Origin of the sequence: Glaciibacter superstes DSM 21135 (assembly GCF_000421145.1) — a bacterium.
Taxonomy (GTDB): Bacteria; Actinomycetota; Actinomycetes; order Actinomycetales; family Microbacteriaceae; genus Cryobacterium; species Cryobacterium superstes.
The window spans coordinates 23,027-45,353 of record NZ_ATWH01000016.1 but is presented as its reverse complement, the minus strand read 5'-3'; the positions used below and the strand labels follow the sequence as shown (position 1 = coordinate 45,353).

General features: G+C 65.5%; 23 protein-coding genes. 6 read left to right on the top strand and 17 right to left on the bottom strand.

All coding sequences use genetic code 11. The annotated features are described in order from the left end of the window. Window positions 1-66: 66 nt before the first annotated feature. From K323_RS0120195 to K323_RS27545, 3 genes are all read left to right on the top strand, one after another. The gene (locus K323_RS0120195; protein WP_051147459.1) at window positions 67-789 is read left to right on the top strand and encodes a GntR family transcriptional regulator; all 723 of its coding nucleotides are present in this window, start codon (window positions 67-69) and stop codon (window positions 787-789) included. Between the two features lie 104 nt (window positions 790-893). Beyond that, a complete protein-coding gene (locus K323_RS0120190) occupies window positions 894-1,106 on the top strand; it encodes a type II toxin-antitoxin system HicA family toxin (protein ID WP_022887078.1) in 213 nt (70 codons plus the stop codon). Between the two features lie 12 nt (window positions 1,107-1,118). Continuing rightward, on the top strand, window positions 1,119-1,595 hold the full coding sequence (locus tag K323_RS27545; protein ID WP_022887077.1) for a hypothetical protein: 477 nt from the start codon (window positions 1,119-1,121) through the stop codon (window positions 1,593-1,595). 24 nt (window positions 1,596-1,619) lie between these two features. Here the strand turns inward: K323_RS27545 and K323_RS0120180 are convergent, their stop codons facing one another. Then, window positions 1,620-2,609: a hypothetical protein gene (locus K323_RS0120180; RefSeq protein WP_022887076.1), complete on the bottom strand. Its 990-nt coding sequence runs from the start codon at window positions 2,607-2,609 to the stop codon at window positions 1,620-1,622. A 183-nt stretch (window positions 2,610-2,792) separates the two neighbouring features. Here K323_RS0120180 and K323_RS0120175 point away from each other — a divergent pair, with 183 nt between their 5' ends. Beyond that, window positions 2,793-3,254 (top strand): hypothetical protein, encoded by a 462-nt coding sequence (locus K323_RS0120175; RefSeq protein WP_022887075.1) that lies wholly within the window; start codon window positions 2,793-2,795, stop codon window positions 3,252-3,254. Between the two features lie 166 nt (window positions 3,255-3,420). Beyond that, window positions 3,421-4,308, top strand: coding sequence for an oxygenase MpaB family protein (locus K323_RS29125; protein WP_022887074.1), 888 nt, complete (start codon window positions 3,421-3,423; stop codon window positions 4,306-4,308). A 182-nt stretch (window positions 4,309-4,490) separates the two neighbouring features. Here K323_RS29125 and iolD read toward each other — a convergent pair whose 3' ends face one another. The 14 genes from iolD to K323_RS0120100 all read right to left on the bottom strand — a co-directional run bounded on the left by iolD (window position 4,491) and on the right by K323_RS0120100 (window position 19,856). Then, window positions 4,491-6,428 carry a 3D-(3,5/4)-trihydroxycyclohexane-1,2-dione acylhydrolase (decyclizing) gene (gene iolD / locus K323_RS0120165; RefSeq protein WP_022887073.1) on the bottom strand — a complete coding sequence of 646 codons (1,938 nt, stop codon included), beginning with the start codon at window positions 6,426-6,428 and terminating at the stop codon, window positions 4,491-4,493. Between the two features lie 65 nt (window positions 6,429-6,493). After that, on the bottom strand, window positions 6,494-7,378 hold the full coding sequence (gene iolB / locus K323_RS0120160) for a 5-deoxy-glucuronate isomerase (protein WP_022887072.1): 885 nt from the start codon (window positions 7,376-7,378) through the stop codon (window positions 6,494-6,496). A gap of 31 nt (window positions 7,379-7,409) precedes the next feature. Beyond that, complete coding sequence (locus tag K323_RS27535; RefSeq protein WP_022887071.1) at window positions 7,410-8,207, bottom strand: ATP-binding cassette domain-containing protein; 798 nt, start codon at window positions 8,205-8,207, stop codon at window positions 7,410-7,412. Next, window positions 8,204-9,247 carry an ABC transporter permease gene (locus K323_RS0120150; RefSeq protein WP_022887070.1) on the bottom strand — a complete coding sequence of 348 codons (1,044 nt, stop codon included), beginning with the start codon at window positions 9,245-9,247 and terminating at the stop codon, window positions 8,204-8,206. The genes K323_RS27535 and K323_RS0120150 overlap by 4 nt, the downstream gene beginning before the upstream one ends. Continuing rightward, window positions 9,244-10,224: a sugar ABC transporter substrate-binding protein gene (locus tag K323_RS0120145; RefSeq protein WP_022887069.1), complete on the bottom strand. Its 981-nt coding sequence runs from the start codon at window positions 10,222-10,224 to the stop codon at window positions 9,244-9,246. The genes K323_RS0120150 and K323_RS0120145 overlap by 4 nt, the downstream gene beginning before the upstream one ends. 95 nt (window positions 10,225-10,319) lie before the next feature. Then, complete coding sequence (locus tag K323_RS0120140; protein ID WP_022887068.1) at window positions 10,320-11,222, bottom strand: TIM barrel protein; 903 nt, start codon at window positions 11,220-11,222, stop codon at window positions 10,320-10,322. 2 nt (window positions 11,223-11,224) lie between these two features. Next, window positions 11,225-12,304, bottom strand: a complete 1,080-nt coding sequence (locus tag K323_RS0120135; RefSeq protein ID WP_022887067.1) for a Gfo/Idh/MocA family protein — start codon at window positions 12,302-12,304, stop codon at window positions 11,225-11,227. Window positions 12,305-12,411: 107 nt separating this feature from the next. Beyond that, on the bottom strand, window positions 12,412-13,296 hold the full coding sequence (locus K323_RS0120130; RefSeq protein WP_022887066.1) for a Cgl0159 family (beta/alpha)8-fold protein: 885 nt from the start codon (window positions 13,294-13,296) through the stop codon (window positions 12,412-12,414). After that, window positions 13,283-14,257, bottom strand: coding sequence for a 5-dehydro-2-deoxygluconokinase (iolC, locus tag K323_RS0120125; protein ID WP_022887065.1), 975 nt, complete (start codon window positions 14,255-14,257; stop codon window positions 13,283-13,285). The genes K323_RS0120130 and iolC overlap by 14 nt, the downstream gene beginning before the upstream one ends. Window positions 14,258-14,550: 293 nt before the next feature. Further along, window positions 14,551-16,719: a S9 family peptidase gene (locus tag K323_RS0120120; protein ID WP_022887064.1), complete on the bottom strand. Its 2,169-nt coding sequence runs from the start codon at window positions 16,717-16,719 to the stop codon at window positions 14,551-14,553. Window positions 16,720-16,758: 39 nt separating this feature from the next. After that, entirely contained in the window at window positions 16,759-17,433 is a 675-nt protein-coding gene (locus K323_RS0120115) for a cysteine hydrolase family protein (RefSeq protein ID WP_022887063.1), read from the bottom strand. Between the two features lie 28 nt (window positions 17,434-17,461). Beyond that, window positions 17,462-18,268, bottom strand: a complete 807-nt coding sequence (locus K323_RS0120110) for an amino acid ABC transporter ATP-binding protein (RefSeq protein ID WP_022887062.1) — start codon at window positions 18,266-18,268, stop codon at window positions 17,462-17,464. Next, window positions 18,255-18,923, bottom strand: coding sequence for an amino acid ABC transporter permease (locus tag K323_RS0120105; protein ID WP_022887061.1), 669 nt, complete (start codon window positions 18,921-18,923; stop codon window positions 18,255-18,257). Before K323_RS0120105 ends, K323_RS0120110 begins: the two co-directional genes overlap by 14 nt. Before the next feature lie 105 nt (window positions 18,924-19,028). Beyond that, the gene (locus K323_RS0120100; protein ID WP_022887060.1) at window positions 19,029-19,856 is read right to left on the bottom strand and encodes an amino acid ABC transporter substrate-binding protein; all 828 of its coding nucleotides are present in this window, start codon (window positions 19,854-19,856) and stop codon (window positions 19,029-19,031) included. A gap of 155 nt (window positions 19,857-20,011) precedes the next feature. On the opposite strand from K323_RS0120100, the gene K323_RS0120095 reads away from it, so the two are divergent. Next, window positions 20,012-20,818, top strand: coding sequence for a CPBP family glutamic-type intramembrane protease (locus tag K323_RS0120095; RefSeq protein ID WP_157509522.1), 807 nt, complete (start codon window positions 20,012-20,014; stop codon window positions 20,816-20,818). 26 nt (window positions 20,819-20,844) lie between these two features. On the opposite strand, the gene K323_RS27530 is transcribed toward K323_RS0120095, so the two are convergent. Both K323_RS27530 and K323_RS0120085 read right to left on the bottom strand, forming a co-directional pair. Beyond that, entirely contained in the window at window positions 20,845-21,507 is a 663-nt protein-coding gene (locus K323_RS27530) for a PRC and DUF2382 domain-containing protein (protein ID WP_022887058.1), read from the bottom strand. A gap of 75 nt (window positions 21,508-21,582) precedes the next feature. Further along, a complete protein-coding gene (locus K323_RS0120085) occupies window positions 21,583-22,275 on the bottom strand; it encodes a hypothetical protein (RefSeq protein ID WP_033373763.1) in 693 nt (230 codons plus the stop codon). Window positions 22,276-22,327 lie beyond the last annotated feature (52 nt).

The window sequence follows — 22,327 nt, the reverse complement described above, 5'->3', positions numbered from 1 at the left end:
AGGTCGGCCAGGAGAGCGGGGTGCTGTGTGAAGCAGGCGGAGAGCACGTTGCCTGGCGGGTTGTTCATGGATCTCGACCGCTCCGGCCCCGTGCCGCTGTATTTTCAGATCGCGAGTCGTATCGAGAACGCGATCCTCGAAGGCGACCTGCCGCCCGGGTCGCGACTGGAGAATGAGATTGCTCTGGGGGAGCGGCTTGGACTGTCCAGGCCGACCGTGCGACGGGCCATCCAGGAACTCGTCGACAAGGGGATGCTGGTGCGCCGGCGCGGTATCGGAACCCAGGTTGTGCACGGCCAGGTGTCGCGCAAGGTGGAGCTGACCAGCCTCTATGACGACCTGGCAAGTGGTGACCGGCATCCGTCGACGTCGTTGCTGCTGCACGAGGTTATCGAAGCGGATGCCCGTATCGCCGAGGTGCTCGGTGTGCCGGTCGGAGATCCCATCCTGCACATTCGCCGGGTGCGCGGGGCAGATGACGTGCCGGTCGCGGTGCTGGAGAACTATCTGCCGCGGGATCTGGTCGATCTCTCGGAAGAGGACCTCGCCGAGCACGGGCTGTACCAGCTGCTTCGCGCGCGAGGCACGATGATTCGCGTGGCCAGGCAGCGGATCGGCGCGAGACGGGCGAGCGCGGAGGAGACCACGCTGCTCGAAATCGATAAGGGCGGCCCGGTGCTGACGATGGAACGCACCGCGTTCGACAACTCCGGCAGGGCGATCGAATTCGGCAGCCACTGCTACCGGCCAGACCTGTACTCCTTCGAGGTCACCCTCGTCGACAAATAAGCGGGCCGGGGCCGACGGCATCCGTTCCACGGCCTCCGTTCTTTTCGCACACCGCACTATCAAGGGCCTCTTGACGAGGGCGTCAAGGGGGGATAGACTCGATCATGCCGAAACCGCAGGAGACTCGAGATGTGATGAAGGTCGTGAAGGAAAACGGATGGGTATACCTGCGTGACGCGAAGGGCAGCCACGAATTGTGGGGGCTGCCCGACGAGTCAGTCAAAGAATCGATCCCTGTTGGTCACCGCGAGACCAGCGCCGGAATCGTCGGCCAGCTGATCAAGAAGCTGCCGAACACCCCCAAGAACTGGCGTTAGGAGGCCGACACCGTGATTGACCGAAAGACGTATGACGTCACCGCGAGCAAAGACGGCCGATGGTGGCTCGTGCAGGTTCCCGAACTCGATACGGTGGGGCAAGCCCGCAGAGTGACCGAAGTAGAGGAGGTCGCCCGCGAGGTCATCGGGCTCTGGCTCGACGCCCCGCCAGACACGTTCGATGTCGCGGTGTCGATTGAGATTCCAGGCGAAGCCCGCGAAGCGTGGAAGGAGGCCAAGCAACGCGAAGCGGTCGCGCGCCAGGAGAACGCCGCAGCGGCCGCGCTCGCGCGTCGCGCAGTTGCAAGTCTCCGCGCGGACGGACTCACGTTCAAAGACGCCGGCGCAGTGCTCGGACTCACAGCGCAACGCGTGCAGCAACTCGCAGCAGGCGGCGAGACCGACGCGGTGCACGCCGCAGCCGCAGTTGGAGACGTGCGGAGCCATCGAGCGGCGACCAAGGTTGAACGTCGGCGTTCGGGGGTCTGAGCCGAGTGGCTTACCTTTGTTGGTTTATGGACGCAGCTCGGAGAGGGAGAGATCGTCCGCGGCTGGCGTGTCTGAATCGACTGGCGCCGAGCGCGGTAGTTTTGAGAACGCAGGCACGAGGAACATGGCCACGCCAACGCCCTGGAGCACCAGCCCGGTAACGCGGAGCGGAATGGACAGAGCTGCGAACGGGGAGCCGACGGTGCCAGATGGGCCAGAGACGAAGAGCGACCCAGCAGAGCTGATCGAGAGCAACGCCCAGCCCAGCGTCACCACCAGCGCGCCAGCGCCCACGAGAAGTATGGTGCGGTTCCGGTGGTGTTGCAGCCAGGAGTCGGCGTTTTTCCGGTCAGGGATGCTGGACACGCGTCGTCTCGCGCTCAGCCAGAGCGCGACGAGCGTGACAGCCGCGAGCACTGCGATGCCGATCAGGATGGGGACGCCGAAGTACCACCCGAGGAATGTTGTGCTGCCGGAGACTTCGCCGACGTTGATCGTGAAGATCGCGTGGCGACCGTCGTTGTCGACGCCGGCGAACAGTCCGGCGACAATGGCGGTCACAGCCAGGATCGCGGCGGTGGCGCTCCAGCCGACGAACCACCAGGTCTTGCCAAAGGAGTATGCGGGGCGTGCGCTCGAATCGGCCAGTTGCGGCGATCCTGCCGTTTCGCGCGGCGATGTCGTCGGCGCCAGCATGAGAACGAGGATGCAGGCTGTGGCGACTGTCATCGGCACCAGGAACGAGGTCCAATGGTCAGAGACCCGGCTCGGCAGCCACACACCTTCAACGCTCAGGACGACCACGACGAACGCTATTGCGCTCGCGATCCGCGTGAGAAGAACCTGGCGACGCACTGCGCGGTACACCCCGGCCGACGGAGAACCTTCTGACGCGTGAGTGAAGAGATGAGCGGCATCCGGACGCCGCCAGTAATGCACCAGGATGCCGAAAGGCACCATGACCGACGTGACCAGCGACAGGTGCCAGATCCACATCCACTGTGGAAGTCCCATGCCCAAACTCTCCCACCCCGCGTGCAAATCGATCATATTGTCGTGCGTCGGTTCCCACCATACATACGGGATGGCCGGAAGCCGACCGACGGAGGGCCTGCAAACCGAGCCGCGATGCTGATTCAGCGATGTCGCTAGGCTCGCGGGATGGGGAACGGAGCAACGCAAAGGTCGGGGTGCGCCGTGGCTGCGAGCATTCTTGGGCTCGTTGCGGTCATCGCTTACGCGGTTGCCGGGGCACTCCAGACTCTGGTGTGGAATCCACTCGCCGCGGTTCCCGGCGCGCGCCTCGAGGAAATCCATGCTGGGCTTGAGCGCGCAAACGAGACGCTCGCCGCGCCGTGGGTCGTCACCTGGGCGATCATCGGGCCGGTGTTGGCAGTGCTTGTAGTTGTGCTTGCCGCGGTGATTCCGAAAACCCGCGCGAAGTATGTGGTCGCTGCCGACCTGGTGCTGATCGTGCTCGCGGCGCCGTCTCATTGGTTCGCTGCCTTTCCCGCCGGCATGGGGATCGCAGACGCGTTCGCCACGTCAGGGGGAGATCACGCCCCCTGGGGCATGGTGCTCTACGGCGTCAGTTTCGTGGCGCTGGTGCTGGTCTTTGTGGCCGCCCTTGTTCTCATTGTGCGGGCGGCGTCGAAGTGAAGGTGGCCGGTCCACCGGCCTGCCTTGTTTTGGGGGATCTTGCCGCTCGCGTGGCGCCGGGCATCGATGTCGTCATCGAGGTAACGTTCGAGGCAATGCGAGCTCCACCAGGGTGGTATCGGCACGATGCGCGCCCGGCGCCTGCCTCGACGAGGAGTGAGAAAACATGACGATCACCGAACGCCCGGCCCACATCACCGCCGGGCGGCACACTGCGGACGACGGTCTGTTCGGCCCGGCGAGTGTGACCTGGAAGGTGCACTCTGACCCGGCGATGATGCTGGTCGGGATCCTCGCGGCCACGACGCAGATGCTCCATCCACGCGTCATGCGAATGATCGACCAGGCGTCCGCCTTCCGTACGAATCCGGAGTCGCGTGCTCGGCAGACCGGTCTCTACATGCAGACGATCACCTTCGCCGACGCGGAATCCGCCCGGAACGCGGGGGCGACGCTTCGCCGTATTCACCAGGCGGTGAAGGCCGTTGACCCGGAGACCGGGAGCACGTACAACGCGGAAGTGCCTGAGCTCTTACTGTGGGTTCAGAACTCGCTCACGTGGGCGGGGTTGCGGGCTTTCAAGCAGTACGGGGCCGGAAAGCTCACGGATGCCGAGCGGGACACCTACGTAGCCGAGCAGAAGATCGCGGGAGAACTGCTCAGCCTTGATCCGGCGGTGCTACCCAGCACCGTTGGGGAGCTCGACGCATACATGGCGGCGATGCTTCCGACGCTGCACGCGATCCCGGAATCGGTGTGGTTCCGCGACATGATGACATCCCGCACGAGTGTCACGCCAAAGGATGGCAAGAAGCCGCGGCGGATCGACCTGTTTATCGGACGCATGATGAACGATGCCGCCCTCGAGCGCATGCTCCCAGAGCACCGCGAGCTGTTCGGCATCGACATCCCGCGCCGACGCTTTTGGATCGGCAAGGTCGGCGCACGCCTGCTCCTCGCCCTGGTCAGGTCCCAGGTACCCACCGGGAAGACGATTGCCCAGATGCGCGAGCAGGTTGACCTTCAGGTATTCGGCGGTCGCCGCAGCACGTGAGCCTCGGACAAAGATATGGGAGACACGCCCAAGTGCTGAGTGGTCTCGCGAAAGTAGGAGATGCCTCGCTTGAGGGTGCAATATCTCCTCGTTTGCGCGCGCAAAGGCTAATTCTTCCTACTCTCGTGGCCGGCGACGGCCCAGGTTCGGAGATGCGACTCGCGCGCGGCGCGGGCGGCGGCTCAGAGGTACGGGCGCTGGGCGCGTCGGTCGCGCTCGTAGTCGCGACGAGCGGCCTGCGTCGACTCGAGTTCTGACACCTCGGCGACCGGAACATCCCACCACGCACCGCCGACCGAGCCGGGAGCCAGTGGATCGGTCTGCACATACACGGCCGTCGTGGTCTCAGCCGCCAGCGCGGCCTTCAGCGCGGAGCGGAACTCCTCCGGCGACGAGGCACGCAACACTTTTGCCCCCAGGCTCTCCAGGTTCGCCGCCAGGTCGACGGGCAGCATGCCGCCCGCTGACGGGGAACCGGCGTCGTTGTACCGATACCGAGTGCCGAAACGCTGCGACCCCACCGACTCCGACAAGTTGCCGATCGACGCGAAACCCTCGTTGTCGATCAGCACGATCACGAGCTTCAAGCCCTCCGCGATCGCCGTCACCAGTTCCTGCGCGAGCATCAGGTACGAACCATCGCCGACGAGGGCCACCACCTGCACGCCCGGCTCGGCCAGCTTGATCCCCAGCGCGCCAGCGATCTCGTAGCCCATCGTCGAGAAACCGTACTCCACGTGATACTGCTTCGCCGACCCCGGCTCCCACAGCTTGTGCAGGTCACCCGGCGCAGAACCGGCAGCGTTCACGATCACGTCGTGCTCACCGAGCGTCTCGTTCAGGATGCCGATCAGCTCCACCTGCGAGGTGCGGCCAGTCTCTCCCCGGGCCTGCCAGTCACTCGCGAACACCTCCGCGCGGTGCCCGGCCCACTCGTCGCGAAGTGCGTCGATCTCGGCGCGGTATGCGGCATCCGTCGCGTAATTGGGCAGTGCATCACCAAGCGCGGCCAGCGTTGTGCGTGCGTCACCTGTCACGGCCAGGCCAGCGAATTTCACCGCGTCGAGCTGCGCGACGTTGAGGTTGATGAATCGCACGTCGGGGTTGGCAAAAATCGACCGGGATGCCGTCGTGAAGTCCGAATAGCGAGTACCGACGCCGATGACGACATCCGCCGCAGCGGCCAGCGCATTGGCAGCCGTGGTGCCAGTTGCCCCAACCCCGCCGACGTCGAACGGATGCCCGGACGGCAACGCCCCCTTCCCCGCCTGTGACTGCCCGACCGGGATTCCCCATCGCGTCGCAAGGCCGGCCAGAACGCCCTCGGCTTCGGAGTAGTGCACCCCGCCGCCCGCGACGATGAACGGCCGCTTGGCCGACGCGAGCAGGGCCGCAGCGTCGTCGACGGATGCCGCATCCGCACCCTGGCGCATCACCCGCCAGACCCTCTTGTCGAAGAACTCGACCGGCCAATCGTGCGCCTCCGGCTGAACATCCTGAGGCAGCGCGATGGTGACTGCGCCGGTCTGCGCCGGATCGGTGAGCGCCCGCATCGCGCCAAGCAGAGCGGCGGGCAGCTGCTCTGGACGCCAGACCCGGTCGAAGAATACCGAAACCGGGCGGAACGCGTCGTTGACCGTGACATCCTGCGCGTCGCTGCGCTCGAGCTGCTGGAGCACCGGGTCGGGGTTACGGGTGGCAAAGACGTCTGCAGGAAAAAGCAACACCGGAATGCGGTTGATGGTGGCCAGCGCGGCACCCGTGATCATGTTGGTGGCGCCCGGCCCGATCGACGTCGTGACCGCCAGGGTGGAGAGGCGGCCCCGGTGACGGGCGAAACCGGTGGCCGCGTGCACGGCACCCTGCTCATTGCGCGCCAGCCAGTAGGGCATGCGGCCGGGATCATTCAGGTCGCTCTGCAACAGGGCCTGACCGAGACCGGCCACGTTGCCGTGCCCGAAAATGCCGAAGAACCCCTCGACGAGACGATGTTCGACGCCGTCGCGCACCGTGTGCTGGGCGCCGAGGAAGCGCACGATGGCCTGGCCGACGGTCAGCCTGACGGTGGAAGTCGCGGCTTCGGAACTCTCGGGTACGGATGTCGCCGGTGTGGATGTCATAGGTTGATCGGCCTTCATTCGGTGTAGCGGTGTAGCGGTGTGTCGTGCGAGTCAAGGGCTGGGGCTCAGCCGAACGGCAGCCTCGGGTCGACGGCTTCGTGTTCCCACTGGCCGCGGATCCAGGCGTGATCGGCGTCATCGCTGATCAGCCACTCCCGGTCGGGGTGCAACGCCGTGCGTGGCCCCGCCATCACGTTGAGGTAGTACAGGTCGTGGCCAGGGGCGGCGACCGTGGGGCCGTGATACCCGAACGGGATGGTCACGACGTCGCCGGTGCGCACCTCTTCGGTCACGTCGATGTCGCCGGCGACAGATCCGTAGACGCGCTGCAGCGCAAAACCGTCTGTGCCGGCGGGGGAGGGCGCCACCTCGTAGTAGTAGATCTCCTCGAGTTGGGTCTCGGCCTCGCCGTCGACGTCGTGTTTGTGCGGGGGATACGACGACCAGTTTCCGCCTGGCTGCATCACCTCGCAGGCGATGAGCCTGTCGGTCTGGAGCGCGGCTGGTGTGCCGAAGTTGTTCACCTGCCGACTGCAGATGCCGGCTCCGCGCAGTTCAGAAGATACGGCATCCGCCGCCAGGTATTGCACCGGATGCGCCTCGGTTGCCACCGCCCACGGCAGCGCGATGCGGGCGCCGGCGGCCCCGGTGATCGTGGCTCTGGTGTGCACCGGCAGGTAGAGCACGTCGGTCACGCCCCACGGGGAGTCGCGGCCCGCGAGGCGATATTCGGTGGCGCCGGCATCCGTTGTCGCTGAAACCGAGACCGACACGCTGCCCGCCAACGGCACCACGATGCTTTCGCGCTCACCCTGCTCGACAGTGACACTCTGTCCAGGCGCCAGGGTGAGCACCTCCAGCCCGGTGTACAGCCAGCTCGTGCCGTTCGGCGCGAAGATGACATCGTTTCGGTCGTCGGCGAGGGTTCCGCTCGGGTGGAAATACGTCATCGGTTCACACACATCGTGTCAGGCATATGGTTCAGGCACGCTCCAGTTCGTGGGCGAGAGTTTCAAGTTCGGCGCCACCGGCCATCAGCCGTGTCATCTCCTCGATCGTAATCTCGTTCTTCGCGAACTCACCGAGGCTGGTGCCGCGCTTGAGCAGCAGGAACCGATCGCCGACCGGATAGGCGTGATGCGGGTTGTGGGTGATGAACACCACGCCGAGCCCACGGTCCCTCGCCTGGGCGATGTACTTCAGCACCACCCCGGCCTGCTTCACCCCCAGCGCAGACGTCGGCTCGTCGAGGATGACGACCTTCGCCCCGAAATACACGGCACGCGCGATGGCGACGGACTGGCGCTCGCCGCCAGACAGCGTACCGATCGGCTGGTCGACGTCGCGCAGGTCGATGCCCATCTTCGCCAGTTCGTCCTTGGTGATCCGGCGCATCCCCTTCACGTCGAGGCGGCGGAACGGCCCGACACCGCGGGTCAGCTCAGAGCCGAGGAAGAAGTTGCGCCAGACCGGCATCAGCCCGACGACGGCGAGGTCCTGGTAGACAGTGGCAATGCCGATGTCGAGCGCCTCGCGCGGGCTTCCAAAGGTGCGCTCCTTGCCGTAGGCGAGCAGAGTTCCCTCTGTGTGCTCGTGCGCACCGGAGAGAATCTTGATGAACGTCGACTTGCCAGCACCGTTGTCGCCGAGCACGCACAGCACCTCGCCGACTCCGAGCGACGCGCTCACATCGCGCAACGCGATGATGGAGCCGTAGGACTTGCCGATGCCCCTCACCTCGAGAATCGGTGGGGCGGCGGATGCGATGGGTTCGGTCATGATCTCACTCCTGCCTGTCTGCGCACATACAGATTGACCAGCACAGCGAGCAGCAGCATGCCGCCGAGGAACGCCTTCAGCCAGTTGTTGTCCCACTGGGCGAACACGATGCCCTGCAACGTCATGCCGTAGATGAGAGCGCCGATGGCCGCGCCGATCGCCGACCCGTACCCGCCGGTCAGCAGGCATCCGCCGACGACGGCGCAGATGATGTAGATGAACTCCTGGCCGATGCCGGTTGTGGCCTGCACAGTCGACACGTCGAAGAGCTGCAGCATGCCGACCAGCCAGCCGGCGCCGGCCGTGGTCATGAACAATCCGGTCTTGGTTTTCATCACCGGCACGCCGACCTGGCGGGCGCTGGTCATCTGGCCGCCGACCGCGAATATCCAGTTTCCTGCCCTGGTGCGAAGCAGGATCCAGCTGGCGAGGGCGGTGAAGGCGATCCACCAGACGACCGAGACCTTCACGTTCATGCCGAGGAACGGGAACGACGAGCCAAAGATGACCTTGACCTGGTCGAAGCCTGGGACTGCGCCCATGCCCTGGATGGCGACCGTGCCGGTGATCAGCTTGGTGACCGCCAGGTTGATGCCCTGCAGGATGAAGAACGTCGCCAGAGTCACGATGAAGCTCGGCAGCCCGGTCTTCATCACGATGAACGCGTTTCCGGCACCGACCAAGAGCGCGATTGCCAGCGAGATCACCAGCGAGAGCCAGATGTTGACTCCCCACTGCGTGGTGATCACGCCGACGATCAGTGCTGTGGTTCCGGTCATGGCACCGGCGGAGAGGTCAAACTCCCCGCCGATCATGAGCATCGCCACGGCAACCGCCATGATGCCGAACAGCGATGACGAGTACAGCCACGTGGAGACGCCGGCCGGGGTCAGGAACGCCTGGGTCGAGAGGGAGAAGTACAGGAAGATCGCGAGCGCGGCGACTGCTGCGCCGACCTCAGGCCGGCGCAGCATCGCTATGAACGGATTTGTCCTGATGACCCGCTCATCCGTCACTGCTGGTGCAGTGGCAGTGGTCATCGCGTTCCGTTCTTCGCAAACTCGGCGACCTGCTCCGCGTTGTCCTTCGTCACGAAGCCGGGGCCGGAATAGACCGGCTGGCCGCCGCCGACAACGTCGCCGTTGCGCTTCTGCAGAGTGAGGAAGACGACGGGGAGGTAGCCCTGCGAGTACGGCTGCTGGTCGACGGCGAACAGGATCTTGCCGTCGATGATGAGCTGCGTCACGTCTTCGGAGACGTCGAACGTCGCCAGTTGCGCGCTGCTGGCTGCCTCCTCGATCGCCTGGTTCGCCGCGACCGCGATCCCCGGGTTGAGCGTGAGCACTCCGTCGATCGACGGGTCGGCGAGAAGGCTGGACTTGATGGTGTTCTGGGCATCCGCCACGTTGGCGATGTCGACCTGCACGTTGCTCACGGTTCCGCCGAGGGTGTCCGCGGCTCCGGAGCAGCGCTCTTCGAGGCCGGTGTTGCCTGCCTCGTGGATGACGCAGATGACGTTGGTGGCACCGGCCGTCGCCAGTTCCTCACCGGCGCCCTGCCCGGCGATGAACTCGCTCTGCCCGACGTGGGTCGAGGCGCCGAACTCCTTGGACTGGTCGAGCCCGGAGTTGATGGTGATGACGGGGACGCCGGCGGCGATGGCCGCTTCCACGGCTCCTTGCACGCCCTCGGGGTTCGCCATGGAGACGATGAGGCCATCCGGGTTGGTGGCGACGGCAGAGTCAATCAGCTGGCTCTGCTTCACCGGGTCGCCATCACCCTGGTAGGTGACCGTGACACCGAGGTCTTCGGCGGCCTGTTCCGCGCCGGACTTGACGACGTCCCAGAAGGTGTCGCCTGGAGTGCCGTGTGTGACCACGGCAATGGTGATGTCGTCTCCACCCGCGGGTGCCGCGGCGTCATCGGAACTGGTACCGGTTGGCGTGGTGGCCGTGCAACCGGCCAATGCGAGCGGGACAACGACCAATGCCGCGAGCCAGCGTCTGTTGAGCTTCATCTGTGGTTCCTCCTTTGGATACCGGTGATTGGTGCCTGTTGCGGTGGTGCTTACTGCGATGGTGCTTTTCGGATAGTGCTGTGGAGTGACGTGGGTCAGGGGAGCGCGATGCCCGTCATGAAGTCGAGGCTGCGGCGAACGTCGGTGAGTGGTCCGGCATCCGTCGCCGGTTCGCTGGTGAGGATAGTGTCCTGTTCGAGCACGTAGTAGCCGGTGTAGCCGGCCGCCTCAAGCGAGCGCACGATGGCGGCGATATCGATGTCGCCGTCACCGAGCGGTGCGTACAGGCCCTGGCCAACGGCATCCGTGTACGTCAGTTCGCCTGCCTGCACACGCTTGGCGACGTCGACGCGCACGTCTTTCAAGTGCACGTGAGCGATGCGATCGGCGTGGCGCGCGGCCAGGTCGACGGGGTCGGTGCCGCCGATCAGGAGGTGCCCGGTGTCGAGGCAGAGTCCGATCGACGAGCCGGCGAGAACGCGATTGACGTCATCCGTCGACTCGATCATGGTGCCGACATGTGGGTGGAGGGAGGCGACGATGCCGTGGGCGGAAGCGACCTCGGCCAGGCGGTCGAGGTTGGCGAACAGGGTCGTCCGCTGCTCGTCGGTGAGTGTGGGGCGCGAGTCGTAACCGACCTGGCCGGTGTCAGCAGAGAGAACCAGGCGTGTGGCACCGGCGGCCACGAACGACTCGAGCTCGGCTTCGATGGCCGGCACCGGGTCGACGGATGCGTCGTGCAGGATGACCGGGACGAAGCCTCCGACCGCGCTGAGGCCGTGTGCGCGGAGGGTCTCGGCTTTCTCGGACGGGGCGGCGGGCAGAAAATCGTCTGGACCGAACTCGGTGGCGACCACGCCGAGCTCCCGCATCTCCGTGAGGACGCGCTCGGGCGAAAGCTGCACGCCCCAGCCCGGAACCTCGCAGACTCCCCAGGAGATGGGGGCGGAGGCGATGCGGTCGGCGAGGGAAGTGGCCTGCGGCGTTGACGGTGTCATGGTCAACTCCCGACCGCTGCGCCGCGGCGAATCTCATCGAGTCGAACGACCCGCTCTTCGCGGAGTGAGAGGTCTGCAGCTTCGGCGATGAACAGGGCTTCGAGGGCGTCGCGCGGGGTGCAGGGGCTGGGCAGTTCCCCGGTGGCGACCCGCACGAACGTCGCCAGTTCGGCTGAATAGGCGGCGGCGAATCGTTCCTGGAAGTTCGGCCATGGCGCGTCGGAGGGGAATGCCACGCCGGGTTCTGCGCTGGTGAGCGGCACGCGCTCGTCGAGTCCGACAGTGCGGTTGCCTTCGGTGCCGGCCAGCTCCATGCGCACGTCGTAGCCCGCGCCGTTGTAGCGGGAGCCCTGCAGGGTGGCGAGCGTGCCGTCGTCGAGGGTGAGCAGCGCGGCAGACTCGTCGACGTCGCCGGCTTCACCGAAGAAGGCCGCCCCACGGTTGGCGCCGGTCGCGTAGACGGAGGCGACCTCACGGCCGGTGACCCAGCGCAGAATGTCGAAGTCGTGGATGTGGCAGTCGCGGAAGATGCCGCCGCTGGTCGGAATGTACTCGGCCGGGGGAGGCGTCGGATCGCAGGTCAGCAGGTGCAGGCGTCGCAGCTCACCGATGGCGCCGGACTCGAGCGCTTCCCTTGCCGCGCGATAACCGGCATCGAAGCGGCGCTGGAAACCGATCTGTACCGGCACGTCATGACGCTCTACCTCGTCGACGACCGCGAGGCTCGACGCGAGGGATTCGGCGAGCGGCTTCTCGCAGAACGTCGGTATTCCGGCTTGCACAGAGCGCACGATGAGCTCGGCGTGCACCGACGTGGGCGCTGCGATCACGATTGCGTCGGGTCGCGCGGCAAACGCGTCGTCGATGCTGCCCGCCCGCACGGTGCGACCGGACAGGTCGAGGTTGGAATCGGCGCTGTTGGAATCGGCGCTGTTGGAATCGGCGCTGACGGATGCCGCGACAGCCTCGGCACGCGACGGGTCGAGATCGGCGATCAGCAGTTCGGTGATCGCCTCCTGATCCAGCAGTGTGCGCACATGCGCCTGCCCGATCCGACCGGCACCGAGAATGACAACTCGCACTGACTTACCTCCACATTGAGAAACTTCGAGCAGAACCGGCTATCGGTCCTGAACCTAGCCCCGCGAACCCGGGCCGTCAATCTTTTGTTATGACATTTGCACAAACGTTATCCAGTCGGGTGCACCAGGGCGGCTGCCGTGTCGACCGCTGCCGTGACATCGCCGTGTGGCGGGTAGAGAAGGGTGCGCCCCACCACCAGTCCGCGCACCCCTGGAAGACCGAGCGCTCGCCCCCACGACGCGTACGTCTCGTCGGGAGAAATGCTCGGGTCTCCGCCCAGCAGCACGGTCGGCAGTGTGGTCGAGGCCATCACGCGCTCCATCTCGGCTACCACCGGAAGCTTCAGCCAGGTGAAGGCAGACGTCGACCCGAGACCGGATGCGATCGCGATCGACGTGATCACGGCATCCGTTGTCAGGTCGTTGACGATGCGGCCGTCGTGCCAGTCGCTCATGAACGGTTCGAGCATGATCGGCAGACCGGCGGCGGCTGCGGTGTTGACCGCGGTGGCGGTGGCCTGCAGCGTTGCGGCGCTGCCCGAATCGGCGAGGTTGACGCGGAGGAGTGCCTTGGCGAAGTCGAATCCGCAGCTGACCATGCTGTGCACGTCGTAGGCGGTGAAGCGATCGTCCATCTCGAAGGCCGCGCCCTTGAGGCCGCCGCGGTTCATCGAGCCGACAACGATCTTGCCGTCGAGGGCGCCGAGCGCCGCGAGGTCTTCGATGATGTCTGGTGTGCCGAGCACTCCGTCGACGCCGGGGCGGGAGAGGGCGAGGGCGAGGCGCTCGAGCAGCTCGTAACGGTCGGCCATGGCCATCGTGTCTTCGCGAACGCCCAGCGCGCCTCGAGCCGGGTGATCGGCCGCGATGATGAAAATCCGTCCGTCGTCGTGTGGCGTCGCCCGGCGGCGGGAGGTAACGAGTTCGCGAAGCCGCGTGGGGTCGGTCGCCCGCAGCTCGCGAAGGCGGGCGAAGTCGTCAGCGGCCAGCATGTGAGATCTCCTGCAGCACGGCATCCACTTCGGCGGTTGTCGGCATAGCTGTCGAGCACTCACGCCTCGTGGCCACGATGGCACCCGCGACGTTGGCGAACCGGATCACGTGTTCGAGGGGCCAGCCGGCCAGCAGGCCGTGGCAGAGTGCGCCGCCGAATCCGTCTCCTGCTCCCAGGCCATTGACGACCTCGACTTCATAGGGGGCGACTTCGACGGTTTCGTGCCTGGTCTTCGCGAGTACACCTCGTGGTCCCTGCTTCACGACGGCGAGTTCGACGCCCCGGTCGAGAAGGGCGTCGGCTGCGCGGTGCGGGTCTGTCTCGCCGACCGCGATCTCGCATTCGTCGCGATTGCCGACGGCGACGGTGACCTGTTCGAGTGCGCGCGATACCTCGCGGGTGGCTGCTTCCGGCGACTCCCAGAACATCGGGCGGTAGTCAAGGTCAAGAACGGTGAGGGGGCGGCGCGCGCGGGCCTGCCAGGCGGCGTGGTGTGCCGAACGGCTGGGTTCGCGGCAGAGACCGGTGACCGTCGACCAGTAGACGCCCGCATTTCTGATGGCGTCCAGGTCGAGTTCTTCCGGGTTGATGACCAGGTCTGGGGCGATCGGGTCGCGGTAGAAGTAGATCGGGAAGTGATCTGGCGGGAAGATCTCGCAGAAGGTGATCGGGGTCTTCAGGTCGGGCACATCGGTGACGAACCGGTCGCTGACGCCGAGCCTGCGCAGTTCGGAGTGCACGAAGCTGCCGAACGGGTCGGCGCCCGTGCGGGTGATGATGGCGCTCGCCCGGCCATGCCTGGCGGCGGCGATGGCGACGTTGGTGGCGCTGCCGCCGAGATATTTGCCGAAGGTGGTGACGTCGGCGAGTCCGACGCCGTCCTGCAGAGGATAGAGGTCGACGCCGCTGCGGCCGATGGTCAGCACGTCGAGAGTCTCTGCGCCGGTCTGGTCTGTCATGCTGCTCTGCTCGTCATACGGCTCTGTACAACTCTCTCGCTGGTGGGCGGGTGCTCTGAGGTTCAAACTATGTCATTACATAAGCACATAGTCACTCTAGAGCGCTGGCATCGCGCCCGCAAGAGCACCATGGCTGTAGGCAATGTCGTGGACAGCACCGGCGAACGGTGTGCGACATGCATAACTCCTGCAGGGCGCGGTGGCATCAGCGTCGAAGCCCGGATTCCGTCTTCCGTCTTCCGTTGAGCCGATCTGCAGGAGTTCTGCCAGAACGTCGGGGTGCGCAGAAGGGGTCAGCGGGTGGCGGCGTGCGTGCCCTCGCCGGACGGGTGTGCACCGGCGACGTCGATCACCCAGGAGTAGTCGAACGCGCGCTCGCGCCAGGCGGCATACCGGCCTGACACGCCACCATGGCCGGCCGACATCTCGGTCTTGAGCAGAACATCCGCTCCCACCTCGCGCAGCCGCGCGACCCATTTTGCGGGCTCGACGTAGAGCACGCGGGTGTCGTTGATGCTGGTCACGGTCAGGATGCGCGGGTAGTGCGTGTCGTGCACGTTCTCGAGCGGCGAGTACGACTTGATGCACGCGTAGGCCTCTGCGTCGTGCAGTGGGTCGCCCCATTCGTCCCACTCGATCACCGTCAACGGCAGTGAAGGGTCGAGAATCGACGTCAGTGGGTCAACGAATGGCACGCCGGCGAGGATTCCGGAGAAGAGCTTCGGTGCCATGTTCGCCACCGCGCCCATCAGGAGACCGCCGGCGCTGCGCCCCTCGGCGACGAGCCGGTCGGCGGAGGTGTGGCCTTCATCGATCAGCTGCTCTGCGCAGGCGATGAAGTCGGTGAACGTGTTGCGCTTGTGGTGCTTCTTGCCGTTCTCATACCAGAGTCGGCCCATCTCGCCGCCACCGCGCACGTGGGCAACGGCGAAGATCATGCCGCGGTCGAGCAGGCTGAGCCTCGCGATGCTGAACCCCGGGTCGATGCTGTGTTCGTACGAGCCGTACCCGTAGAGCAGCGTCGGTGCCGGCACTCCCGGCGTGACCAGGTCGCGCCGGTACACCAGCGAGATCGGGATGCGGGTGCCGTCGGCGGCCACGGCCCATTCGCGACGCTGTTCGAAGAGTTTCGGGTCGTACCCGCCGAGAACCGGCTGCTGCTTCAGCATCCGTAGCTCGCCGCTGGCGACGATGTAGTCGTACACCGTCGACGGCGTGACGAAGCTCGTGTACGCCAATCGAACGGTCGGCTGCTCCCACTCCGGATTGCCGAGCGTGCCCACCGCGAACAGGGGTTCGTCGAACTTCAGCTCAGTGAGGCCGTCGGACTTCTTGTTGCCGTTGCGGGCGATCGCAACCCGGGTGAGACCCTCCTTGCGGTATTCCACGACGACAAAATCGCGGAAGGCGTCGATGCCCTCCAGCCGGATCTCGTCGTGGTGCGGCAGCAGCACCTGCCGTTCACCTCGCGGGTCGGTTGCGGCCACGCTGATGAGCTCGAAGTTGACGGCACCGTCGTTGTGCACGATGAGTAGCCGGTCGGCGCCGCCGACTTCGGTGTGCTCGACGTCGTACTCGACGCCGTCGCGCCGCGGCCAGACGACGGTGAACTCACCGGTTGGGTCTGCGGCGTCGAGCAGGTGGATCTCCGAGGTCACGTTGGAGCCGGCCTCGATCATCAGGTACTTGCGGCTGCGGGTGCGCCCGACGCCGATCCAGAAGCGCTCGTCTGGCTCGTGGAAGATCGAGACGTCGCCTGCGGCGTCGCTGGGTGTGCCGACTTCGTGCCGCCACACGGTGTCGGGCCGCCACGCCTCGTCGACGGTGGTGTAGAAGAGGTATCGGCCGCTCGTGTCGAACATGGCGCCGCTGGCGGTGCCCGCGATCTCGTCCGGAAGGTTCTCGCCGGAGACCAGGTCGCGAATCCGGATCGTGTAGCGCTCGTCGCCCTCGGTGTCGACCGCGTACAGCAGTCGGGTGCCATCTGTGCTGATGTCGAAACTACCGAGCGAATAGAAGTTGTTGCCCTCCGCCTCGACGTTGTCGTCGAGCAGGATCTGCTCGCCCGGGAGGGCGGTGGCTACGTCGGCCGAGGAGTCTCCGTCGGTCGTGACCTCCGGAAGCACCGGCGGAGTCCAGTCGTCAGACCTGGTGATCGGGGCCCGGCAGTGGATGCCGTATTCGGATCCCTCCACCGTGCGGGTGTAGTACCACCAGTCGCCGCGGCGAACCGGCACGCTGAGGTCGGTCTCCTGGGTTCGGTCGCGGATCTCCTCGAAGAGCTGCTCCTGCAGAAGTTCCAGGTGTGACGTTCGCGCATCCGTGTAGGCGTTCTCGGCTTCCAGATGCTCAACGACTTCTGGATTCTCCTTCTGGCGCATCCACTCGTAGTTGTCGACGTAGACATCGTTGTGATGCACGCGCTCGGTGGGCTTCTTCGCGGCGATGGGAGGAACGGTCATGGGATTCAGCGTACTTCGATCCGCCCCGCGCCGTTCCTCTCAGTCGCGGGGAGCGACCAGCGCCGCCGACGCTGCCTCAAGGCTCGACGTGGTGACGATGCGGGCGAAACCACCGCCCGAAAGGTTCACCGCGGTGGCGGTGGCGAGCTCATCGGCGGTCATTGTTGTGCCGTCCGAGCCCGTGAGATCGAACGTGTGAGTGGCATCGAGCGCGACCAGCACGTCAAAACCGAGGTTGCCGCCGACCCTCGCCGTGGTCTCGACACACATGTTCGTCTGGATTCCGGCGAGCACCAGCTGACGGATGCCTTCGGCCTCAAGCCACGCCCGCAGGTCTGGCGTGCCGTGAAAGGAGGAGTTGACCACCTTCGTCACGACCAGGGCAGGCGAAACTGCGCCAACGGCATCCGTCAGCTCGTTGCCGTTCTGGCCGGTTCGCAACGGTGAATTCTCTGACTGCGAGTCGTGTCGCACCACAACAATCGGGCGGCCGGTGTGTTCCCAGACGTTGATCAGGCGCTCGAGATTCCACTCGAACCCTGGGTTGTTGCGGGCGCCCCAGTAACCCTTGTCGGCGAACCCACGCTGAACATCGATGATGACCAGGGCAGCGTTCGTGGTGAGAACGGGCGTCGACTCAGAATCAGGGCTCATCTCCTCAGCTTCGTCGACATCGTGACGCACCACCAGTGGGCCGCTGGCATTCTTCGACACGACACTGCCACCGGCGAAGTGTGACGGATCAGAACGGGAACAGCAGGCGGTGCAGGAACTGCCTGGTGCGCTCCTGCTGCGGGTCGCGCAACAACTGTGACGGATGCCCGCGCTCGATGATCCTGCCGCCGTCGACGAAGGCCACTTCGTGCGCCACCTCCCGGGCGAACTCGAGCTCGTGCGTGACGATCACCATGGTCCAGCCCTCAGCCGCCAGCTCCTTGATGAGGCGGAGCACGTCGCCGACAAGTTCAGGGTCGAGGGCCGACGTCGGCTCGTCGAACAGAAGCAGTTGCGGTTTCAGCGCCAGGGCGCGCACGATTCCCACCCGCTGCTGCTGACCGCCGGAAAGCTCGAACGGATAGGCATCTGCCTTCTCGGCCAGCCCGACCCGCTCGAGCATCGCGACCGCCTCATCCGTCGCCTCGGATTTTGGCCGTTTCTGCACCATCACCGGACCCTCGATCACGTTCTCGAGCACCGTCATGTGCGGAAACAGGTTGTAGTGCTGGAAGACCATCGCCGAACGGTCACGCAGGGCGTTGAACTGCTTCTTGGTCGGCCGCGCGGCGAAATCGAGCGTCAGCTCACCGGCCACGTCGACAGTTCCGCCGTCGGCGTGCTCCAGCCCGTTCAGGCAGCGCAGCACCGTCGTCTTGCCTGAACCGGACGACCCGATCAGCACCAGCACCTGCCCACGCTCGACGGTCAGGTCGACTGAATGCAGCACCTGGTTGTCGCCGAAGCTCTTCTGCAGCCCGCGCACGGTGAGAAGAGCGGATGCGGCACCAGCGCCAGAAGCGCCGCCCGCGGCAGGCAGGTCAGTGGGCGACATAGCGGTCCAATCTCTTCTCCAGCATGCCCTGCCCGCCAGAGAGGGCGAGGCAGATCACCCAGTACACCAGCGCGGCTTCCAGGTAGAGCAGCATGAACTCCTGGCTGAACGCCGCCACCTGCTGTGCCTCCCTGAACAGCTCTGTGACCAGGATCAGCGACGCCAGGGAGGTGTCTTTGACCAGGCTGATGAAGGTGTTCGACAGCGGCGGCACCGACACCCGCGCCGCCTGCGGCAGGATCACCCGGCGAAGCGCCAGCCGGTGGCTCATCCCCGCCATGTACGCCGCTTCCCACTGCCCGCGCGGAACCGAGAGAATCGCGGCGCGAATGATCTCCGCCGCATAGCCGCCGACGTTGATCGAGAAGGCGACGATGGCGCTCGGCCACGGGTCGATGAGCAGCCCCAGCGACGGAAGGCCGTAGAAGATCACGAACAACTGCACGAGCAGGGGAGTGCCGCGCACGATCGAGATGTAGACCCTGGCAATGGCGGACACCCATTTCAGGCGAGAGAGCCGCATCAGGGCGACGCCGAGTGCGAGGAGGAGGCCAATCACGAACGAGATCAGGGCGAGCGGAATCGTTCCGAGGATCGCCCCCTGCGCGATCGGCCAGAGGGAGGTGAGGAAGAGTTCCCAGGCGGGCTGGTTCATATTCGCGACTCTACTGCGTCAGTGCGCGGTGACAACGGGCGACCCGGCGTCGTTCGTAGTCGCCTACTCGCACCGCCTACTCGCACCGCCTACACGCACCGCCAACTACTCGGTGACGTCGTCGCCGAAGTACTTCTCGGAGATCTCGGCCAGCGTGCCGTCGGCCCGCAGCTCCTCGAGCGCGGTATTGACGGCATCCGTCAGCGCTGTGCTGCCCTTCGCAAAGGCGAAGGCGCTTTCGGACTTCTCCTCGGTCTCGGCGGCGACCTTGAGGCCCTTGGCGCCGGTCTCCTTCTTGTAGTCGAGGAAGGTCAGCTTGTCGTTAATGGTGGCGTCCACCCTCCCCTGCTCGACGAGCGCGACCGACTGCGCCCAGCCCTCGACCCCTTCTACCGTTGCACCGCTGTCTTCGGCGAGGGTGAACCAGTTGCTGGTGAGCGATTGTGCGGTGCGCTTTCCGGCGAGGGAGTCGAACGAGGTGATGTCGGTGTTGGCCTCCGGCACCACGATCACACCGGTCGAGATCGTGTACGGGTCGGAGAGCTCGTACTTCTCGCTGCGCTCGTCGTTGATCGTCACCTGGTTGGCGATGGTGTCGAATCGGCCGGCTTCGAGGCCGGCGAAGATGCCGTCCCACTGTGTCTCTTCGAACTTCACGTCGACGTCGAGCTTGTCGGCAACGGCCTTGGCGATCTCCACGTCGAAGCCGGTGATGTCACCGGATCCGCCCTCGTGGAACGAGAACGGACGATACGTTCCTTCGGTGCCGACCGTCAGCACACCGGCATCCTGCACTGCGGTGAGAGAATCGTCGGCCCCGCCGGTGGCTGTGCCGCCGTCGTCAGAACCGGTCGAACCGCCACCCGCCGCGCAGCCCGCCAGCGAGATCGCGATAACGGAGAAGAGTGCTGCAGTGACGAGACGTGCCTTCATGGTGGTGCCCTTTTGCTGAGTGTGGATTCGAATTGGCGATGACCTTCGCAGACTAACAACCCCGCCCGACGGCGCGTATTCCTGTTACGGGCGGTTACCGGCCGATGCCGGGCGGGGATGGCATGCTGGACGCTGTGACGGGCACCGATATGACCATGGCGGCGGAAGTGAAGCCTGCACTCTCGTGGGGCCTGCTTCCCGCTGCGGGGATGTCGGCATCCGGTGTTCTGCTCTTCGGGGTGCAGATTCCGCTGGCGGGCTATCTCGTTCTCGTGCTGAGCTTGGTCGCGGCATTCTTCATCGACCGGGCGCTGTTTCGCAGTCTGCTGCTGATCGGCCTCGGCCTCGGCATCATCAGCACCATCTCGCTCGAAGCCAACATCAGCTACGCCAACATCGCGCTCATGGGGATCGTTCTGGCGCTCGCCGTGGCCGTGCCCTACCTGGTGGAGCGCGGGATCTATCGTGAGCACAGCATCCGTTTTCCGGTGAATACCGGACATCGCTGGTCGCGCCTGGAGCGCTGGTATCTGGTGATCGTTGTGGTGCTTGGCTGGTTGATTCTGCCGCCATACTTCATCGGCACCGGCGCCTACCAGAACTGGCCGGCGATCAGCGCACCCGATGAGCTCGCCCGATTGTTCGTCGGCGTGAACGCGGTCGGCATCTGGGACGAGCTGTTCTTCATCTGCATCGTGTTCACGCTCCTGCGCAAGCATTTTCCGATGTGGCAGGCCAACCTGCTGCAGGCGACGATCTTTGTCTCTTTCCTCTGGGAACTCGGCTACCGCGGCTGGGGGCCGCTGCTGACGATCCCGTTCGCGCTCGTGCAGGCGTGGATCTTCTCCCAGGTGAAGTCGCTCACCTACGTGGTGAGCGTGCATCTCCTGTTCGACCTCGTGGTGTTCCTCGTGCTGGTGCACGCCCACAACCCGGAGTGGTTGCCGATCTTCCTCTACTGAGTTTCGGGTGCGTATCGCCATGCCACCTATCGGGCGTGGCGGGGACCGGCCGGACGTTCGTCGGCCGCACCAGATCGGGAGTGTGTGCTGGAGTCGGCGTCTGGGTCGGTGTCTGTCGAAACTTCCTCGCTCTCCAACCGCACCTCCTCGTGCGCCACGGGAACGGTCATCGTCTTCTGCTCCGTCACGACATACTTGCGCAACCGCACGCGCCCGGTCTCGACTTCACGCTCCTGCGCTCCGCCTGCCGCCAGATCGTCGTCGGGGACCGCCCGCTCGTCTGCCACGGAACTGTCGCTGATCGGCTGCTCGTCAGAATGATTGCGAGCATCGGTGTCTTCGCGAACGCCACCACCCGCACGATCACCGTCATCCTCGTCGCTGAGGCCGTAGTACCGGTACAGGCCCGCCTCGGCGCTTGGTTCGAGCGGTGCATCCACGTCGATACGAGGAGCACCCTTGATGACGTCCTTGTCGATGTCGACGTGCACGCGCTCGTGATCCCAGGTGGCGTTGTCGAGCGGCACAAATGTCTCGTGTCGCCCGAAAAGGCCGGTGTGCACGGTCATCCAATTGGGGTGTCCGTCGTCCGGGTCGACGAAGATCTGGCCGACGGTGCCGATCTTCTCGTCGTCCGGTCCGAGCACTGGCGCCCCCATCAAGGCACCGAGGTTGGTGGTGGAAATCATGGTTGACTCCTGTCTGTCTGACGACTGTTTGCGCAATACGGTCGTGCCTGCGAAACGGTGAACGGATGCCCCGGGTCAGCGACCCAGTCCGGCCCGGTCGACCTTGCGGTGGTATCGCATCCCTGCGATACCGCCGAGTACGGCACCGGCCAGGCTGGCGAGTGCAACGACGATGGCCGTGATGATGCCGCCGGCCGTCAGGGTGCCTTCGTTGATCGGAATCCGCGGGAATCCGTTGAGATTCGCCAGGATGTTGAACTGCGACCCGGCGATGGCGCCGAGTACAGCGACGACGATGGCGATCACTACGGCCCAGAGCCACACGGCGACACCCTGCTTCGCTCCGGCGAACCTGGCCATCCGGCCAGCCACGTACCCGCCGCAGTAGTAGGCAATGAATACGACGACGACCAAAGCACTGGCGCCAACCAGGCCGACCGTCGTCGCGTTCTCGGCCGTGGCATCCGTTGCCTCATCGATGTCGCCCGTGACGCCGAGTCCGATGGCAGCGCCGGTGGCGGCCACGAGAGCGGTCAGGAGAACGGCGGTTCCTGTTGCCGTCAGCCAGCCGAAGAATGCCGAGCCGATCTTCACTCCGCCGAAGCTTTCCTCTTCGCGCGCGACGACGTCTTCGCGCAGCGACGGGCGCTCTTCGACCGGCACCGCGGCGGGTGGCTCGTTGTCACGGTAATCGGAGGCGCCATCGGCAGGATCCGGCCTGCCGTCGCCCGCACGGCGGTTGCTGTCTGGGTGCTCGGGAGTAGTCATGATCGTTCCTTTCCACAGTGTTCGAGTGAATCCAGGTTCCAGTGAATCCAGG

What these genes read in the sequence shown, in the direction of transcription:
- K323_RS0120130 (WP_022887066.1), bottom strand. Translation starts at nt 13,296, where the DNA reads ATGCTGGCCGCTGACGACTTCGCCCGCCTTCGCGAGCTGCGGGCGACC.
- K323_RS27530 (WP_022887058.1), bottom strand. Translation starts at nt 21,507, where the DNA reads ATGATTTCCACCACCAACCTCGGTGCCTTGATGGGGGCGCCAGTGCTC.
- K323_RS0120145 (WP_022887069.1), bottom strand. Translation starts at nt 10,224, where the DNA reads ATGAAGCTCAACAGACGCTGGCTCGCGGCATTGGTCGTTGTCCCGCTC.
- K323_RS0120110 (WP_022887062.1), bottom strand. Translation starts at nt 18,268, where the DNA reads ATGTCGCCCACTGACCTGCCTGCCGCGGGCGGCGCTTCTGGCGCTGGT.
- iolC (WP_022887065.1), bottom strand. Translation starts at nt 14,257, where the DNA reads ATGACAGACCAGACCGGCGCAGAGACTCTCGACGTGCTGACCATCGGC.
- K323_RS0120190 (WP_022887078.1), top strand. Translation starts at nt 894, where the DNA reads ATGCCGAAACCGCAGGAGACTCGAGATGTGATGAAGGTCGTGAAGGAA.
- K323_RS0120095 (WP_157509522.1), top strand. Translation starts at nt 20,012, where the DNA reads ATGGCGGCGGAAGTGAAGCCTGCACTCTCGTGGGGCCTGCTTCCCGCT.
- K323_RS0120100 (WP_022887060.1), bottom strand. Translation starts at nt 19,856, where the DNA reads ATGAAGGCACGTCTCGTCACTGCAGCACTCTTCTCCGTTATCGCGATC.
- K323_RS27535 (WP_022887071.1), bottom strand. Translation starts at nt 8,207, where the DNA reads ATGACCGAACCCATCGCATCCGCCGCCCCACCGATTCTCGAGGTGAGG.
- K323_RS0120105 (WP_022887061.1), bottom strand. Translation starts at nt 18,923, where the DNA reads ATGAACCAGCCCGCCTGGGAACTCTTCCTCACCTCCCTCTGGCCGATC.
- K323_RS0120180 (WP_022887076.1), bottom strand. Translation starts at nt 2,609, where the DNA reads ATGGGACTTCCACAGTGGATGTGGATCTGGCACCTGTCGCTGGTCACG.
- K323_RS29125 (WP_022887074.1), top strand. Translation starts at nt 3,421, where the DNA reads ATGACGATCACCGAACGCCCGGCCCACATCACCGCCGGGCGGCACACT.
- iolB (WP_022887072.1), bottom strand. Translation starts at nt 7,378, where the DNA reads ATGACGTATTTCCACCCGAGCGGAACCCTCGCCGACGACCGAAACGAT.
- K323_RS0120140 (WP_022887068.1), bottom strand. Translation starts at nt 11,222, where the DNA reads ATGACACCGTCAACGCCGCAGGCCACTTCCCTCGCCGACCGCATCGCC.
- K323_RS0120120 (WP_022887064.1), bottom strand. Translation starts at nt 16,719, where the DNA reads ATGACCGTTCCTCCCATCGCCGCGAAGAAGCCCACCGAGCGCGTGCAT.
- K323_RS0120195 (WP_051147459.1), top strand. Translation starts at nt 67, where the DNA reads ATGGATCTCGACCGCTCCGGCCCCGTGCCGCTGTATTTTCAGATCGCG.
- K323_RS0120085 (WP_033373763.1), bottom strand. Translation starts at nt 22,275, where the DNA reads ATGACTACTCCCGAGCACCCAGACAGCAACCGCCGTGCGGGCGACGGC.
- iolD (WP_022887073.1), bottom strand. Translation starts at nt 6,428, where the DNA reads ATGACATCCACACCGGCGACATCCGTACCCGAGAGTTCCGAAGCCGCG.
- K323_RS0120150 (WP_022887070.1), bottom strand. Translation starts at nt 9,247, where the DNA reads ATGACCACTGCCACTGCACCAGCAGTGACGGATGAGCGGGTCATCAGG.